The 15,928-nt window shown below is 61.9% G+C and carries 13 protein-coding genes; 10 read left to right on the forward strand and 3 right to left on the reverse strand.

The window, feature by feature from the left end; genetic code table 11:
* Positions 1-354: 354 nt before the first annotated feature.
* The 4 genes from G3N59_RS00520 to G3N59_RS00535 are packed head-to-tail and all read left to right on the forward strand — an operon-like array spanning position 355 to position 6,276.
* Positions 355-2,862 carry a type VI secretion system Vgr family protein gene (locus G3N59_RS00520; protein ID WP_205980517.1) on the forward strand — a complete coding sequence of 836 codons (2,508 nt, stop codon included), beginning with the start codon at positions 355-357 and terminating at the stop codon, positions 2,860-2,862.
* 13 nt (positions 2,863-2,875) lie between these two features.
* Positions 2,876-3,802, forward strand: a complete 927-nt coding sequence (locus G3N59_RS00525; RefSeq protein ID WP_205980518.1) for a DUF4123 domain-containing protein — start codon at positions 2,876-2,878, stop codon at positions 3,800-3,802.
* Between the two features lie 37 nt (positions 3,803-3,839).
* Positions 3,840-4,526, forward strand: coding sequence for a DUF3304 domain-containing protein (locus G3N59_RS00530; RefSeq protein ID WP_205980519.1), 687 nt, complete (start codon positions 3,840-3,842; stop codon positions 4,524-4,526).
* 25 nt (positions 4,527-4,551) lie between these two features.
* Positions 4,552-6,276 carry a DUF2235 domain-containing protein gene (locus G3N59_RS00535; RefSeq protein WP_205980520.1) on the forward strand — a complete coding sequence of 575 codons (1,725 nt, stop codon included), beginning with the start codon at positions 4,552-4,554 and terminating at the stop codon, positions 6,274-6,276.
* A gap of 78 nt (positions 6,277-6,354) precedes the next feature.
* On the opposite strand, the gene G3N59_RS00540 is transcribed toward G3N59_RS00535, so the two are convergent.
* Positions 6,355-7,263 (reverse strand): LysR substrate-binding domain-containing protein, encoded by a 909-nt coding sequence (locus G3N59_RS00540; protein WP_205980521.1) that lies wholly within the window; start codon positions 7,261-7,263, stop codon positions 6,355-6,357.
* Positions 7,264-7,335: 72 nt separating this feature from the next.
* Here G3N59_RS00540 and G3N59_RS00545 point away from each other — a divergent pair, with 72 nt between their 5' ends.
* The 5 genes from G3N59_RS00545 (at position 7,336) to G3N59_RS00565 (ending at position 12,882) form a co-directional block, all read left to right on the forward strand.
* Entirely contained in the window at positions 7,336-8,388 is a 1,053-nt protein-coding gene (locus G3N59_RS00545; RefSeq protein ID WP_205980522.1) for a hydroxyacid dehydrogenase, read from the forward strand.
* A complete protein-coding gene (locus G3N59_RS00550; protein ID WP_205980523.1) occupies positions 8,385-9,086 on the forward strand; it encodes an RraA family protein in 702 nt (233 codons plus the stop codon). Before G3N59_RS00545 ends, G3N59_RS00550 begins: the two co-directional genes overlap by 4 nt.
* 49 nt (positions 9,087-9,135) lie before the next feature.
* Entirely contained in the window at positions 9,136-10,632 is a 1,497-nt protein-coding gene (locus G3N59_RS00555) for an MFS transporter (protein ID WP_205980524.1), read from the forward strand.
* 72 nt (positions 10,633-10,704) lie between these two features.
* Positions 10,705-11,628 carry an SMP-30/gluconolactonase/LRE family protein gene (locus G3N59_RS00560; RefSeq protein WP_205980525.1) on the forward strand — a complete coding sequence of 308 codons (924 nt, stop codon included), beginning with the start codon at positions 10,705-10,707 and terminating at the stop codon, positions 11,626-11,628.
* A 12-nt stretch (positions 11,629-11,640) separates the two neighbouring features.
* Positions 11,641-12,882, forward strand: a complete 1,242-nt coding sequence (locus tag G3N59_RS00565) for an alpha-hydroxy acid oxidase (protein WP_205980526.1) — start codon at positions 11,641-11,643, stop codon at positions 12,880-12,882.
* A 20-nt stretch (positions 12,883-12,902) separates the two neighbouring features.
* Here the strand turns inward: G3N59_RS00565 and G3N59_RS00570 are convergent, their stop codons facing one another.
* Complete coding sequence (locus G3N59_RS00570) at positions 12,903-13,868, reverse strand: helix-turn-helix domain-containing protein (RefSeq protein WP_205980527.1); 966 nt, start codon at positions 13,866-13,868, stop codon at positions 12,903-12,905.
* Between the two features lie 110 nt (positions 13,869-13,978).
* On the opposite strand from G3N59_RS00570, the gene G3N59_RS00575 reads away from it, so the two are divergent.
* On the forward strand, positions 13,979-14,269 hold the full coding sequence (locus G3N59_RS00575) for a muconolactone Delta-isomerase family protein (protein ID WP_205980528.1): 291 nt from the start codon (positions 13,979-13,981) through the stop codon (positions 14,267-14,269).
* Between the two features lie 577 nt (positions 14,270-14,846).
* On the opposite strand, the gene G3N59_RS00580 is transcribed toward G3N59_RS00575, so the two are convergent.
* Positions 14,847-15,896, reverse strand: a complete 1,050-nt coding sequence (locus tag G3N59_RS00580; protein ID WP_205980529.1) for a hypothetical protein — start codon at positions 15,894-15,896, stop codon at positions 14,847-14,849.
* Between the last annotated feature and the right edge of the window lie 32 nt (positions 15,897-15,928).

The raw sequence follows: 15,928 nt of genomic DNA on the forward strand, positions 1-15,928 counted from the left end.
GCTGCGGCTCGATGACACGGAATGGTGCTTATCCAGGCGCAAGCTGCCATATCAAAACAAAAGGCGCACTCAATCCAGAAGATCAACATGCGCTTTCATTGTTGAAGCGCTAATTCATGGTGCATCAGAATGCCGGTCATAGTTTCCGGACGGATTTATTCTTTTCCGTATTGCGGCATTATTTACTTTCCCGATCAAGAGTTTCCAGCCTGTGCTTCCAATGCCTGATTTAATTCTTACACTAAAAAGACTTTCTGCATTGCTGTAATCAGATTCGTAAGATATTCTCGGCGCATTAATAAACGGCGCCTTGGCAGTTCGCTGTGGCATAGCCTGACCACTCTTGATGCAACCATGAATGATCTGTCCGCGTTTGCGCACGGTGCGTTTTTCATGCAGGACAAGCGCCTGCTCGCCTTGAGCTTTCCACACGACGACGCCCCTTCAGCCGTTGATTCGTATGGCCGGCGTCGCACGGTCGCGTTCGTTGTCGAGAGGCTCGTCGCTCATGAAGGTCTCGGTATCGACTTTCGTTTCGAGCTGACGTTGCTCGGCAACGAAGCCGGCGTGATGCTCGACGACATGCTCGGCAAGTTGCTGGCCGTTGCGCTCGTGCGCCCCGATGGCGGTGCGCGCTATTTCAGCGGTTATTGCACTGAATTTGCGCTCGTTGGCAGTGACGTTTCGATTGCGCAATATCGCGCGGTGCTGCGTCCCTGGAGCGAATTCCTCAAGACCCGTATCAACAATCGCCTGTTTCTCGCGCAGCCGTTGCAGCAGCAGATCGCCACGATCCTCGCCGACTATCCGGCTCTCGCTCCCGCGTGGGAGTGGCGCGTGCGCGGCGACGATCCGTCGCGAACGATGAACGTGCAGGGCGGTGGCCTTGGCGAAAGCGACTGGAATTACGTCGTTCGTCATCTCGAAGCTGCGGGCTATCTATATTGGTGGGAGCACGGCGAGCAGGGCATGCGGCTCGTCATCGGCGACGACAGCACGGTGCAGTGCAATCCGGTCGATGGCGCGTCTGCGCAGATCCGCTTCCAGTCGCATGGCGGCCCTCAAGAGGAAGACGCCATTTCCAGCTGGTCGGGCAAGCGGGTTTTGTCGGCCGGTAGCTATAGCGCCACGGCGTTCGATTTCAAATCGCCACGCGCGGCTCATGCGCAACTTCCGACGCTTCAAGCCTCCGGGGTGGCGCCTGCGGTCGACCATCACGAGTACGTTGGGCATTACGGCTTCAGCAAAGAAGCCCAGGCGGGCGACGCCGTCACGCGGCTACGCATGGAAGAGATCGAGGCCGCGTCACAGCGCTTCGAAGCCGTCGGCAACCATCACGGCATTATGCCGGGGCGCTGGTTCGAGCTGGCCGATCATTTTAGTGCCGCGTCGGCGCGCGCGCAGGACCACGAATATCTGATTCTCGAAGCGCATCACGAAGCTTCGAATAACTATCTGCAGGCCGATGGGGGCAAACCCGAGTACCGCAACCGCTTCATCGCCCTGCGCCGCGATACGCCGTGGCGTCCAGGACGCGGCCAGAACAGCGAGCCGCTGCGCATCCAGGCGCCTCAAACGGCGACGATTGCCGGTAACAGCGACGCAGGCAGCGTCGATGTCGACGAATACGGCCGCGTGCGTGTGATCTTTCATTGGGATCGCGCCACGCAGCAGAGCGCGCGCATTCGCGTGGCTTCCGGCTGGGCGGGCGGCGAGAAGGGCATGGTGGCCCATCCTCGCGTGGGCAGCGAAGCGGTTCTGATGTTCCTCGACGGTAATCCCGATCGTCCGATCGTGACGGCCACCACGTACAACGGCAACCGCATGCCGCCTTGGGCGCTGCCGGATCAGCACGTGCTCACAGGCCTGCGGAGCCGCGAACTGTCCGCCGATGCTGGCAACCAGGCCGGCGGTCGCTCCAATCACATCCTGCTCGACGATACGGCGCAGCAGTTGCAACTGAAGTTGCGCAGCGACACCGACGCCAGCGAACTGACGCTTGGCCACAACGTGCGCATCGACGATACGCAAGGGCGCACCGACCAGCGCGCCCGCGGCTTCGAACTGCGCACCGATGCGCACGGCGCTGTGCGCGCGGCTAAAGGTTTGCTGATCACCAGCGAAGCGCGCCCAGAAGCCCGAGCGCACGCAACCGATATGGGCGAGACGACCGCGCGCCTGGCGAAGGCGCAGGATCTGCACGGAACCTTGTCGGGATCGGCACATGAAGTGAAGGCGCAGCAGAGCGGCGATCAGGATGCGGTGCGCGATGCCCTGAAGACGCAGAACGAAGCGCTGCGCGGCAGCGGCGGCAATCCGCAACAGGGTGAATTTCCCGAGTTCGCGCAACCGCATCTGACACTGGCCAGCCCTGCGGGTATCGAGACGACGACCTCGGGTTCGACGCACTTCGCCAGCGACCGGCATATCGCGCTGACGAGCGGCGAGCACACGAGTATCGCAGCCGGCCAGAGCATGCTGGTCAGCGCGCACGACGCGGTGCGCGTGGCCGCGTTCGAGAAGGGCATCAAGCTGGTCGCCGCCGCTGCGGACATCGACATTCAGGCGCTCAAGAACACCATCAACGTGCTGGCAAAGCTCGACGTGAAGGTCGACGCCAACCGAATCACCTTGACCGCCAAAGAAGAAGTCCTGATCAATGGCGGCACCAGCTATACGCGCTGGAATAGCGCCGGCATCACCCACGGCACCAACGGCGCATTCACGACGCACGCCGCGTCGCACGGCTTCGTCGGCCCTGACAGCCTCCCCGTTCCTGCACAGGCGCTGCCGGGCACGCCCTGCGCGCCTTGCATGGTCAATGCGGCCTCGATGGCGTCGCCTTTCGCAGCCAAGGCTTGAGGGGAGTTCACGCATGACGTTCGAGATTCAAACCGGTCCGGCGCGCCGGATCATCGATGCGGTTCTCGCGGGTGGGGAAGGCTTGCACGCCTATGTACTCGTCGATGGCGCGTTGCTGCAAACGCAGAACGTCGCGCAGCGGGAACGCTGGCCGACGTTTGCAGCCCTGTCGCTGCTGGCGAATGCCGATCTCGACGCGCAGGCCGTTGGGCCGTTGCTGTTCGAGTTGCCGCTGGAGGATGAGGGGGATGAGGCAGACGATGGCGGCATCGTCTGGGACGCTTCGAGCGTGATCGTTTCGCCGCTCACGCTCGGGGCGCTGGCCGCGCATCTCACGCCGATGCTTGATGTGCAGCTCGAGCAGATGGACCGCACGATGCTGATGCGTTTCTTCGATCCGCGTGTGTTGCCGTTCTGGCTCGACATCTTGCCAGCGGATCATGTTGCGTGGCTCGCGCGCGGTGTGCACGGCTGGATTTATCGTGACGCGCGTCGGAACCTGAGCGTGGCGCGCATCAAGGCGGCGTGCAAGGCTGGCGAACTCGCCGCCGCCGCCCGCTTTCCGCTGCAATTGTCGCAACAGCAGGAGGACGATCTGCTCGCCGCCTGCTATCCGTACACGTTGCTCGAACGCCTGCGTAGCGAGTTCGCCTCGTTGATGCAACGTGTGCCGCTGGCAAACCAGTACGACTTCGTGTGCGAGCAGCTCGATCGGTTCCGCGCGCATGGCGAGGACAGCCCGGCGTCTTTGCTCACCTGGTACGAACTGGCGTTAACTTACGGACCGCGTTTCGACGAACTTCCTGCCGTGCAGCCGATGATCGCCGCGCTCGATGAAGGGCTGGATTTCGCGCAGGCGCTCGCACTCGTGCCGCCCGGCGAATGGGCGCGCATGCAAGCCGAAACGCAGCCCGGCATTCAGACCGAAGCAGCAAATTAAAACGAATCAGGCGTCCACGGGACGCCGCCGACATTCCATGAAACTGACTACCCGATACACCTGCCTCACGGTACTGACGGCCATGGCGCTCGCTGCTTCGGCATGCAGTCGCGGTTCGACCGGCGGCGAGCCGAAGAGCTTCGGCACGAGTGCCGACAGCAAGTGGGACGATCCGAATATCGACATCATTACGGCGGGTTCGTACAACTACACCGACTACGACATTTACGGCGTCTATCTGCTGCCGCTCAATGCGAAGAGCCTCGACGATGCGGCGAGTGCCAACGGCGCGAGCGCCACGCCGCAGTCTTATACGCAATGGGAAGGCGGGCCAGGCGGTCAGCCCAGTCTTGCCTGGGACTTCCGCTGGAAAACGCCGCTGAAGATGAAGGTGTGGTGGCAGCGCGTGGTCGATGCGAAGCTGTACGCATCGAGCAAGAACTACGACGCGTACACCCAACGGGAATCCGAACCCGGTACGGCTTGGTGCGAGGGTGAGATCACCATTACGCAACCGCCCCTCAAGGATAAGACCAGCGGCATTCTGCTGCACTTCTTTCCCGACGGGCGTGTTGAAGGCGACATGAATTTCGTGATCGACCGTCAGCCGGTAAAGGTCGATATCGCCCGGCGCAACGAGCAGCCCAAGCTGAGCGGGCGCGCGTGCCTGAAGGAAATATCCAATCCGCTCTATGGGCGCAAGAAGCCCGTTCACTGGAACTGAATGGGCATCCGCACGGAGTAAAACAATGAGCAATGCGCCCATCATCCGACGCATCACCGACCTGACGCCGAGGGACAGCCAGACTCGCAATAAACAGCGGGAGGCGCTGGACTCGTCGGACAAAGACAATTGCAAGGTGTGTCCCAAGCCGGTGTGGTTCTCGGCATTTTTTGACGGTACGGGCAATAACTTCCAGGCTGACGGCAACGGCTCGACGAAGGCCGACGCGGTCCAGTACAGCAATATCGCGAAGCTCTGGCAGTTTGCGCACGTCGAAGACGGGGCCATGCCGCGAACCGTGCGCCGCTATATCGAGGGCGTTGGCACGCCGTGCGCCAAGGTCGGCGATTCGGGCGGCGGCCTGGACAAGGCGCTCGGGATGGCTTCGGCGCGCAAAGGCGAATTGCGGCTTCGCTGGATGCTCAATGAACTGAACAAACACGTCGGCACTCACATGCCGGCTGTCAGCCAGATCAATATTTCGGTGTTCGGCTTCTCGCGCGGCGCAACCGAAGCGCGGGCCTTCGTGCGCATGCTGACCGAACATCTGGCCGAAGCAGAAGGAAATAAGCTGTGGTGGCGACAGAAGAACATGAACGGAACGCGCCCCGAGGTCGTGGTTTACTTCTTGGGGATTCTCGACACGGTTGCTTCGACCGGGTTTGGCGGCAGCAAGCTCGAGTCGAACCTGGAATGGAGCCTTGGGCCGGTGTTGGGAGGGGCTCTCTATGGCTTCGTCGATGAAGGCGGACACGCGGCATGGGCCAACGACCTGCGCATTCCCGCTTACGTACGTCAGTGCGTTCACTTCGTTGCTTCGCACGAGTGCCGCGAGAAATTTCCCAGCGATTCGGTGCGCGAGGATCAAACAGTCCCGTCGAATTGTGTGGAAACGTATTACCCCGGCATGCACTCCGATGTCGGCGGTGGCTACACGAGCAATAGCCAGGAAGGGCGCACCAACGAACTGGCCAATGTGCCCTTGAATAACCTGTATATCGAGGCATGGAAGGCCGGTGTGCCGCTTAAGCCCCCGGCACAGGTGATGGAGACAGCCGGCGCTTTGTTTGCGATTTCTCCCGAGCTGGAAGACCTCTGGAATGTCTATATGGCCCAGGGCAACGAACAGGCGAGCGGTCCTGCACCGGGCGGTTCCCGCCTGGAAACGCACGTCATCTGGCACATGAACCGCTATTACCAATGGCGTGCAAGCCGCAGCCGGCGTTTGCACGACGGTCGTCTGAAGCCGCCCGGCGGCGTCGATCACTACATGGCGATCACGGACGCGGAATGGAACGATGACACGGATCAAATCCGTCGCATGGCCGGTGGTTTCCTGACGTCGACTATTTCCGACCAGATGAAAGCGATTGATGCGGCGACTCGTGTCAACGGCAACTGGCTCGGCGGCCTCGATCCGACGCTGCGCCAGAAGTTCGACCGCTTCTTCGACCTCTACGTGCACGACTCAATCGCAGGCTTCAAGAACCAGATGGCGGACAGCTACGTGAGCTTCGCTGAGGCGAGCCGCTGGACAACGAGCCGCCGCTACTTCATGGGCAAGCGGGACAAAAAGTTTCTGTACTGGACCTATGCGGGCGACAAGGCCGAGCAGGCCGCGACGCAAGCTGCGATGCTCGATCCGGCAAAGTCGTCGCAAACGGGCGCAACGGCGGATGCTCAACTGGCCAGCAACCAACCGGCGGCGACGGGGCAGGCTGCGCTGGCCGACGCGACATCGGCGGCATAAGGACAGCGGTGCAAATGGGACTGGCGCCTTTGGGCGCTGGTTCTTTCTCTTTCAGCCGGGGCGTTGCGGTGTCTCGTCTTAAGCAGGACGCGTGGCATTTTGCGCGCGCACAATCTCCACCAACCGCTGCGCCGCTGCCGAAAGATACCCATCATTCCGATGCACGACACCAAACTCCCGCGTCATCGTCGTAGCGGGATTGGGCAGTTCCACCAAAGCAGGCGTAAACCGCCCGGCCTCCAGATTCCGCCGCGAAATAAAGCTCAACAACCCAGTCTCGGCAATCAACCTCGGCACAGCCGCAATCGAACTGGTCATCACCGCAGCCTTGGGCGCGGGCAGCCCATGAGCCGCAAACACGCCCTCGAGCCACTGCCTGGTCGCCACCGACTGCGCCGGCAGCACCCACCCGCAAGCGGCCATCGCTTCCAGCGTCGCTTTTTTGCCGGCCAGCGGATGCGAAGCACTCGCCGCCACCACCACGTCGTCGGCGAGAATGGGAATCTGCACTAACGCCTCGTCATGCGCCCCAAGCGGCCCAATGACCACATCCAGCAGCCGCTTGCGCAACGCCTCCTGCAGCACATCGTTCATGCCGATCTGCAACTCCACCACAACAGCCGGCGCCTCCTCGTGCAACACGCGGCAGGCCGTCGGCATGATGAATTCGGCGATCGTTGCGGCCGCACCCACTTTCACCAGCCCCGACAACCCCGCGCCCAGCGAAGCAATCTCGCGCTGCGTTTCATCGAGCGTGCGTTCGACCAGCCGCACGCGTTCCTGCAACAGCCGCCCCGCATCGGTCAGACGAATCCCGCGCCCGCTGCGCTCGAACAGCGCCGCTCCGTAAGTCTCCTCAAGCCGGTCGATACATTTCGACAAAGCCGGCTGCGTCACATGCAAGGCCTCCGCGGCCCGCCCCAGATGCCCCAGCTCCGCGACCTTCGCGAAATACATCAAATCGCGCACCTGCAGGTTCATGACCATGTCGAATCCATAGCTAACAGGAATGGAAAGATGAAAAAACGAAAATAGACATTATGAGTCGTGGTGTCAACAATGACGACAGGCAAGCACCACGCCATCGAGATCAACAAGGAGACACCCAGCATGGCCTTTCGCATCCTCGTCACCGCGCCGCGCCTCGCGCCTGCTGGCCAGCGCGTGCTGGCGGCCGCGCAGTGCGAGACCGTCTATATCGACGACGCCCAGAACGCCGCACAGGTCGCGCACATTCTCGCGACGCAGCCCATCGACGCGGTCATTTCGCGCACCGTCGATCTGTCCGGCGCGGCCATCGCGGCCTGCCCGACGCTGCGTGTGATCTGCAAACACGGTGTAGGCGTGACCAATATCGATGTCGATGCCGCCACGCAGCGCGGCATTCCCGTGTTCACGACGCCCGGCACCAACACGCATTCGGTCGCCGAACTGGCGATCGGCTTGATGCTGGCCGCCGCGCGCAAGCTCAACTTCTACGACAGCGAACTGCGCGCGGGCCGCTGGACCCGCACGGGCGATGGCCGTCAGTTGCATGGCCGCACGCTCGGTCTGGTCGGCTATGGGCAGATCGGCAAGCGCGTCGCGGCGATTGCGCACGCGCTCGGCATGAATGTGCGCGCGTTCGACCCTGTCGCGAAGCCGGCCGATGCGCAGCCCTTCGTCACGCTCGAACGCTCGCTGAACGATCTGCTCGCCCATGCCGATGTGCTGAGCCTGCATTGCCCCGTGAACGCACACACGCGCAATCTGCTCGATGCGCAGGCCATCGCGCGTTTGCCCGATGGCGCGATCGTCATCAACACGGCGCGTGGCGAACTCATCGACGAAAGCGCGCTCGTGGATGCGCTGCGCAGCGGCAAGCTCGCCGCCGCCGGTCTCGATACGTTCCGCAACGAGCCGTTGCCCGCTGGCGATCCGCTCGCCGCGCTGCCCAATGTGGTGCTCACGCCGCACGTGGGCGGCTCGACGCCGGATGCGCTCGACGCCGTAGCGGTATCGGCGGCCGAAACCTGTCTGCGCTATCTGCGCGGCGAGCCGCTCGACGCCGCCGCCTGCGTGAACCCCGCCGCCCTCACTCTTTCTCACGCTGATTCAAAGGTCATCGCATGAACGCACTCCAGGATCGGGCCGGCTGGCCCGCAGGTTTCTTCGTCGGCCAACGCACGCAACTGCCGAGCGCGGCGCAGATCGAGGCGTTCCGCAGCGTGCCGGTCGCGCACGCGGGCGATTGCATGGGCCGCAGCACCGGCGCCTACGGGCTCAACGCCTATCACCATTCGATCTCGCTGACGATGTGCGGCCCGGCCATCACAGTGCGCGTGCGTCCCGGCGACAACATGATGATTCACAAGGCGATCGAACTGGCGCAGCCCGGCGATGTGATCGTCGTCGATGGCGGCGGCGATCTGACCCAGGCGCTGATCGGCGGGCTGATGCGCACCTCGGCGCTCACGAAGAAGATTGGCGGCTTTGTGATCGACGGCGCGATCCGCGATCTGGCCGAGTGGGCCGAAGGCGGCATTCCCGTCTACGCGCGCGGCCATACGTTTCGCGGCCCGAGCAAGGAAGGCCCCGGCGAAGTGAATGTGCCGATCGCCTGTGCGGGCATGATCGTGAATCCCGGCGATCTGATCCTGGGCGACGCCGATGGCGTGATCGCCGTGCCGGTCGATCGGCTCGATACGCTGCTGCCGCTGGTGCGCGCGCATGCGGACAAGGAAGACACGATCCGCGCGACCAATGCATCGGGGACGGCCGACCCGGAGCGCTTCAACGCGCTGCTGCGCAAGAAGGGCTGCCCGGTTTAGGCGCGATTGCAGGTAAGGCATCCTTAAAAACAAAACAGGAGACAAGGCTATGCAATCGAGCACCCCAGCCGCGCTCGCGCATGAATCGGGCGCATCGTCCGATTCGGGCGACGTTCGCCGCGCCGCCGCGCAGGCGGCTCAACTGGCGCCCGAGGTCCACGCGCGCCAGATTTCGGCGCGGCTCGACCGGCTGCCGCCCAGCGCGCCCGTGTGGCTTTTGATCGGCGCGCTCGCGCTGGGCGGCTGGTTCGAGATCTATGACATGTTCCTCACGGCCTATATCGGCCCGGGGCTCGTCAAGGCCGGTATTTTCAGCAAGACGACGGCCTCGATATTCGATCTCGGCGGTCTGGGGGCGTTCGTCGCGGCGCTGTTTCTCGGGCTTTTTATCGGCACGATTGGCGTGGCGTTTATCGCGGACCGCATGGGCCGCCGGCGCGTGTTTGTCGGCGCGCTGCTGTGCTACACGTTCGCCGCCGTGATGATGTCGCTGCAAAGCGAGCCGGGCTGGGTGGTGTTCTGGCGCGTGGTCGCGGGCATCGGCGTGGGCGCGGAACTGGTGACCATCGACGCCTATGTCTCGGAGTTCGTGCCCGCGCGTCTGCGCGGCCGTGCCTTCGCTTTCGTGCAGGCGATCCAGTACACCTCGATTCCGACCATCGCGTTTCTCTCGTGGCAACTCGTGCCGATCGCGCCCTTCGGTCAGGACGGCTGGCGCTGGGTCGTGTGGATCGGCTGCTCGGGCGCGGTGTTCGTCTGGCTGATCCGCCTGGGTTTGCCGGAAAGCCCGCGCTGGCTGATCCAGCACGGCCGCACCGCGGAAGCCGAAGCGATTGTCGCGCGCCTGGAGCGCCGTATCGAGCGCGCAACGGGCAAACCGCTGCCTGCTGCAAAAATCGAGAATGTTGCGCCCGCAACGTCATCGTCAACGCCCGCAGCTACCAGCGACGATAGCCCCTGGAGCGCACGTTACCGCCGTCGCACGATCATGCTGCTGGTGTTCAACTTCTTCCAGTCGATTGGCTATTACGGCTTCGCAAGCTGGGTGCCCACGTTGCTGGCAGAAAAAGGCGTCACGCTCACGCACAGCCTCTGGTACTCGTTCCTGATCGCGATTGCGAGCCCGCTTGGGCCTTTGCTCTCGATGCTGATCGCCGATCGTGTCGAGCGTAAATGGCTGATTGTCGGCGCCGCGGCGGCGATGGCGGTGCTCGGCGTGATCTTCGCGCAGCAGCGCGCGCCGATGCTGCTCGTCGCCATGGGTCTGCTGATGACGCTGGCGGGCAACTGCATGACGTTCTCGTACCGCACGTATCAGGCCGAACTGTTTCCGACCCGCATGCGGGCACGCGCGATCGGCCTTGTGTATTCGGCGAGCCGGATCAGCGCGATGCTGTCGGGTTTCATGATTGGTTTTTTCCTGCGCCATCTGGGCGTGCCGGGCGTGTTCGCGCTGATCGCCGGTTCCATGTTCGTCGTAGTCCTGACGATTGGACTCTTCGGCCCGCGTTCACGGGGTCTCAGTCTCGAACAGATTTCGGGTTGATAACAGCCTGAATTCAGGCCTTGTTTTCAGGCCTCGAATTCAGGTTCGCTTCGCCTCGCTTGAGGGCACTACATGTTCTATCTCGATCAACCGCCGCGCGTGATTGAAACGCGGGTTTTCTCCTCGATGCCGGAGCGCTTTCGCCAGACCGGCATCGGCTCCGCCTGGGCCAATGCCAACAAGTCAGGCCAGAGCGTCGACAGCTTTCTCGAAGGCCCGGCGTTCGATGCGCAAGGCCGTTTGTATGTCGTCGATATTCCTTTCGGGCGCATTTTTCGCATCGACCGCGAAGGCGAGTGGACGCTCGTTGCGCAATACGACGGCGAGCCCAATGGCCTGAAGTTTCACCCGGACGGCCGCATTCTGATCGCGGATTATCGCAACGGCATCCTGCAGCTCGATGCGCAAAGCGGCCGCGTAGAACCGCTGCTGACCTCGCGCAACGGCGAATCGTTCAAGGGCTGCAACGATCTGGCGATTGCGGCGAACGGCGATATCTATTTCACCGATCAAGGCCAAACCGGCTTGCAGGATCCATCGGGCCGCGTTTATCGTCTGCGCCCCGACGGCCGCCTCGACTGTCTGATTTCGAATGGCGTGAGCCCGAACGGTCTCGTGCTCGATCCGTCCGGCCGCGTGCTGTTCGTGGCGATGACACGCGATAACGCAGTCTGGCGCGTGCCCTTGCTCGATAGCGGCGGCACGGCAAAAGTAGGGCGTTTCTGCACGCTATTCGGCACCAGCGGCCCCGACGGCCTCGCGATGGACGAAGCCGGCAATCTCTATGTCGCGCATGCTTCGCTGGGACATGTGTTCGTCTTCGCGCCCAACGGCGCGTGCATTGCGCGCGTGCAATCGTGCGCGGGCGAGACGGTGACGAATCTTGCCTTTGGCGGGCCGCAACGCCGCCAGATCTTTATCACCGAATCGAAAAGCGGCAAGGTGCTGGTCGCCGATGTCGGGCAGCCCGGCATTGCCTTGCCTCGTCTGCTTTAAAGCGAGCGCACCATGACGGCAGCCTTTAGCCTGAGCGACTATCCGCTCGCGAATCATTCCGCGCCGCGCACGGGCACGTCGCCGTCCATTCCGCGGCGTCTTGCGCGCGTGCTGTCGCTCGCCGATTTCGAAGCGGCGGCGCGCCGCCATCTACCGCGCCCGATCTTCGCTTACGTGAGCGGCGGTTGCGAAACCGATCGCTCGCTGCGCGACAATCGCGCCGCTTTCGAGGACTACGACTGGGTGCCGCGCGTGCTGGTCGATACCTCGCGGCGCACGCTCGATACGACCTTATTCGGCCATCTCTACGCCGCGCCGTTCGGCATCGCGCCGATGGGTATCAGCGCGCTCTCGGCGTATCGCGGCGATCTGATTCAGGCGCAGGCCAGCGCGCTCGCCAATGTGCCGATGATCATGAGCGGTTCTTCGCTGATCCGCATGGAGGAGATTGCTGCCGCCAATCCGCAGGCGTGGTTCCAGATGTACGTGCCGGGCGAAGCCGACACGATTGAAGCGCTGGTGGATCGCGTGGCGCAGGCGGGCTTCGGCACGCTCGTGCTGACCGCCGACGTGCCGGTTTCCGGCAATCGCGAGAACAATCTGCGCGCGGGATTTTCGACGCCGCTGCGCCCCGGCCCGCGCCTGGCGTGGGATGGGCTGACGCATCCGCGCTGGTTGTTCGGCACCGCGCTGCGCACGCTCTGGCGCCACGGCATGCCGCACTTCGAAAATTCGCGCACTACGCGCGGCGCGCCGATACTTTCGTCGAGCGTGCTGCGCGACTTCGGCGCGCGCGATCATCTGAGCTGGGAACATCTGCGGCTGATCCGACGGCGCTGGCGCGGCAATCTCGTCGTGAAGGGCATTCTCGATCCCGACGATGCGCGTCGCGCACGCGAACTGGGCGCAGATGGCCTGATCGTCTCGAATCATGGCGGGCGGCAACTCGACGGCTCGATTGCGCCGTTGCGTGCCTTGCCTGCGGTGGTGAATGCCGTCGACGCCGCGTGCCCGGTGATGATCGACAGTGGCTTTCGCCGCGGTGGCGATGTGCTGATGGCGATCGCGCTGGGCGCGCGCGCCGTGTTTATCGGCAGGCCGTTCAACTATGCGGGCGCAGTGGCGGGGCAGGCGGGCGTGCTGCATGCGTTGGCGATCGTCGCGGCGGAAATGCGCCGGAATATGGCCTTGCTTGGCGCGACACGGCTCGATGCGCTGGGTGTGGAGAATCTGCGGCCGCGCACGTTACGCTAGGCCGCGACGGCACGGCAGCTTCACAAAAGATCGGCCCTTAATTCGCGCACGCCGCGCCCCAGACGCTGGCGTAGCAATGTGCGCAGCGTCGCGCCATCGGCGTAACCGACTTCGGCCGCAATCGCTTCGATATCCAGACCGCTACCGTGCAGCAGCGTCTGTGCGTGCTCCACGCGCAGATCCTGAAAGTACGCGAGCGGCGATTTACCGAGCACTTCCTGGCAGCGGCGCTGTAACGAACGCGGGCTGGTTGCGAGCGCATCCGCCGCATCCTGCAGCGAAAAGCCATTGCGCAACTGCTTGCGCGACCATTGCTCGAAACGCTGGATCAGCGGGTCGGCCTGCGCTAGATGATTCGGGATGATGTACGCCGCCTGCGAACTGCGAATATCCGCGAGCAGATAACGCGAAACGAGCGTCGCGAGTTCGGGGCTCGCCTGGCGGATCAGCCAGAGCGCCAGATCGAGATGACCCATGGCGGCGCCCGCCGTCACGCCGATATCGGTGGCGATCAGCATGCGCGTTTCGTCGAGTTTTACCTGCGGATAGCGCTGCCGGAACAGCGGCGCGAGCGACCAGGTGCTGGTGGCTTCGCGACCGTCGAGCAGACCGGCTTCGGCCAGCAAAAACGTGCCGATACACGAAGCGGCGATGCGTGCGCCCTGGGCGCGCCAGGCCAGCAACTGCGCCTTGGCGTCGGCGACATCGGCGCGGGCGAGGGCCGGAATCAGCAACTCCGCCGTGGTGGCGTTGAGCGCCGGGACGACGACCCAGTCGGGCTTGAGCGCGGGCGTGATGGGCTGTACGGGAATCGTCAAGCCGTGGCCCGAACGCACCCTTTTGCGCACGCCGACCACGGTGACATCGAAGCGCGGCGTGCCGCCAAACGCGCGCGCCGAAAGCCCGTTGGCTGCGCGCAGCGCATCGAGCGTGACGGCAAGGCCCGTATCGAACAATCCTTCCAGCGCGAGTACACAGATTCTCATGGCGTAAATGACCACAAAGTTGTCATTTACGACGATACCTCTTTGTTGGCCCGAAAGCTACATTTCTTCCCGTTGCATGCCGCAACACCCATCAATGACGGAGAAAAATCATGAAAGTCTTTGCGATTGGCTCGATCACCAACCCGCCCTCGCCGGAACAGCAGCCGGAAGTCATGGCGAAGGAAGTACCGGCTACGTTGCAGCTATATCTGGACGGCAAGATCGAGCAGTTCTGGTTTCGCCAGGATCGGCCGGGCGTGTTCTTCCTGATGAACGCGCAAAGCGTCGAGGAAGCGCGCGAGGCCGTTCAGCAACTGCCGCTGGCGGCGGGCGGTTTCATGACGTTCGAGATGACGCCGGTGGGGCCGCTGGCGCCGTTGGGACGTTTGATTCCGAAGTGACGCAGGCGGCGTAGGGTGTGAGAGAAGCTGTAGGGCGTCAGAGTAAGCGCAACGGTGCATTCAAAATTATTGATTTGCGTGCGATGGCGCCATAGGTTGGCGCGCAGGCAGTCACAGTTCATGCGACTGGTCTGCTTGCGCGTCAGAGTTGTGGTATTTGCTGGGCGCGATTGGCTGGGTGTGACCCATCTCTGTCGTTCGACTGCGTGGTGTTGCTTTGTCTCCTCTTGCACTTAAAGCGGTCATGAGCGCTATCGACCTCGAACAAGCTAATTCGAATCGAGACGCCTGATATCCATTACTTCAGATATTTGTGAAGGGCGAAACATGGCCGAGTCCGTATGGAAACTCGGCTTTCGCGGCTGAGGGCGAGGTCAAACTTACATTCTGGACGGCGATTACGAGCGTTTGCGCCGCTGCTTCTATTGCGGCATGCAGCAATAGAAGCAGCGGCAGGGCATCCGTCAGTTTGGGATTGCGGCCCGTTCGGCAAACGCTGATTGAACCCATAGCCCAGGATTAGCACGATGTAAGTCATCAGTGCCTGGTCGGCGATCCCGCTCCCAAAAATATGCCCTCAGCCCGCGGACAACTGCGGACCGCCGCATGACCATGCCGAGACGAGCTGCGCGATCGATTGCCACGCGGCCTTAACCGTCGGCACCGCGTCACACGCTCCTATCGTTCGTTCAGAGAGCTTCGGGATTACCGCCCCTAGTGGCGAACCAGAAACCGCAGCTAAGAAAGTAGTGCTGCAATCATCACGCTTTGTACACGCGCCACCAGCCACACACCTCGCAACATCATCGCGGCATTTGAGCTTGTCCGACCAAAATACACTAAAAGCTTTCTGTGTCTCGCGAAGATCTGCACATCGAATATCTTTTTTCAGCTGCAAGAATGGCCAAACATCATCGACGTGGTGACATTCGTACATTTTAAGCCGCTTCTTCATGTCTTCGCTTTGGCTATAAGCGTCTTCTAGCCACTTCCAAGGTATCAGGTTCTCAACGGAGCAAACGGGCAACACAAACGACTCCGTCAGCGGTGATGGATCCGTTTTATCACTTGCGAGCACCTTGTTAGCAGTTTCACCAGGTTTGGAGGTGGGAAACCGTCGATCACTGTCCACAATGCAAAGGCAAAGTCGATCTGTCGAATTCTTCAAATGTTCATAAACATTCCCTGTGGTATTCCCACCACCGTTATAAGCCTCAAAAGAAAGATGTCCAGAAAAATTTAATTTACTCGCAAGCTCTGTTGTCAAAAATCCATAAAATTTTGCATCATCAATATTTTCAACAAGCAAATATGGTTTCTGCAGCAAGCTAGATGTCACACATGCAACGGGGATTTTTATAAATCTCTTGCCATTCTCAATAACAGCGTGAATGTTATCAAACAAACCAATGAAAATTTTCACTTCTACTGTTTCAGCGAACTCTGCCAATTGCGCGTAGCGATTAATAACATTTCTAAGTGTTTGCTTTGTCCTGCCGCCAAGAGATTCACCTATGCTCAGCAGGTGCTCCGCCACATTGCGCTCCGAAAAAATGACGTGCGCCCCTTCTCGATGTGCATTGGCAATGTTATCCAATGCAATCGAGACTACGCTGTTCTCCGTCAAATTCTCCCCGATTCCAGCTAAAGATTGGTCTA

It is taken from the genome of Paraburkholderia sp. Ac-20340 (assembly GCF_017104965.1).
Lineage (GTDB): Bacteria > Pseudomonadota > Gammaproteobacteria > Burkholderiales > Burkholderiaceae > Paraburkholderia.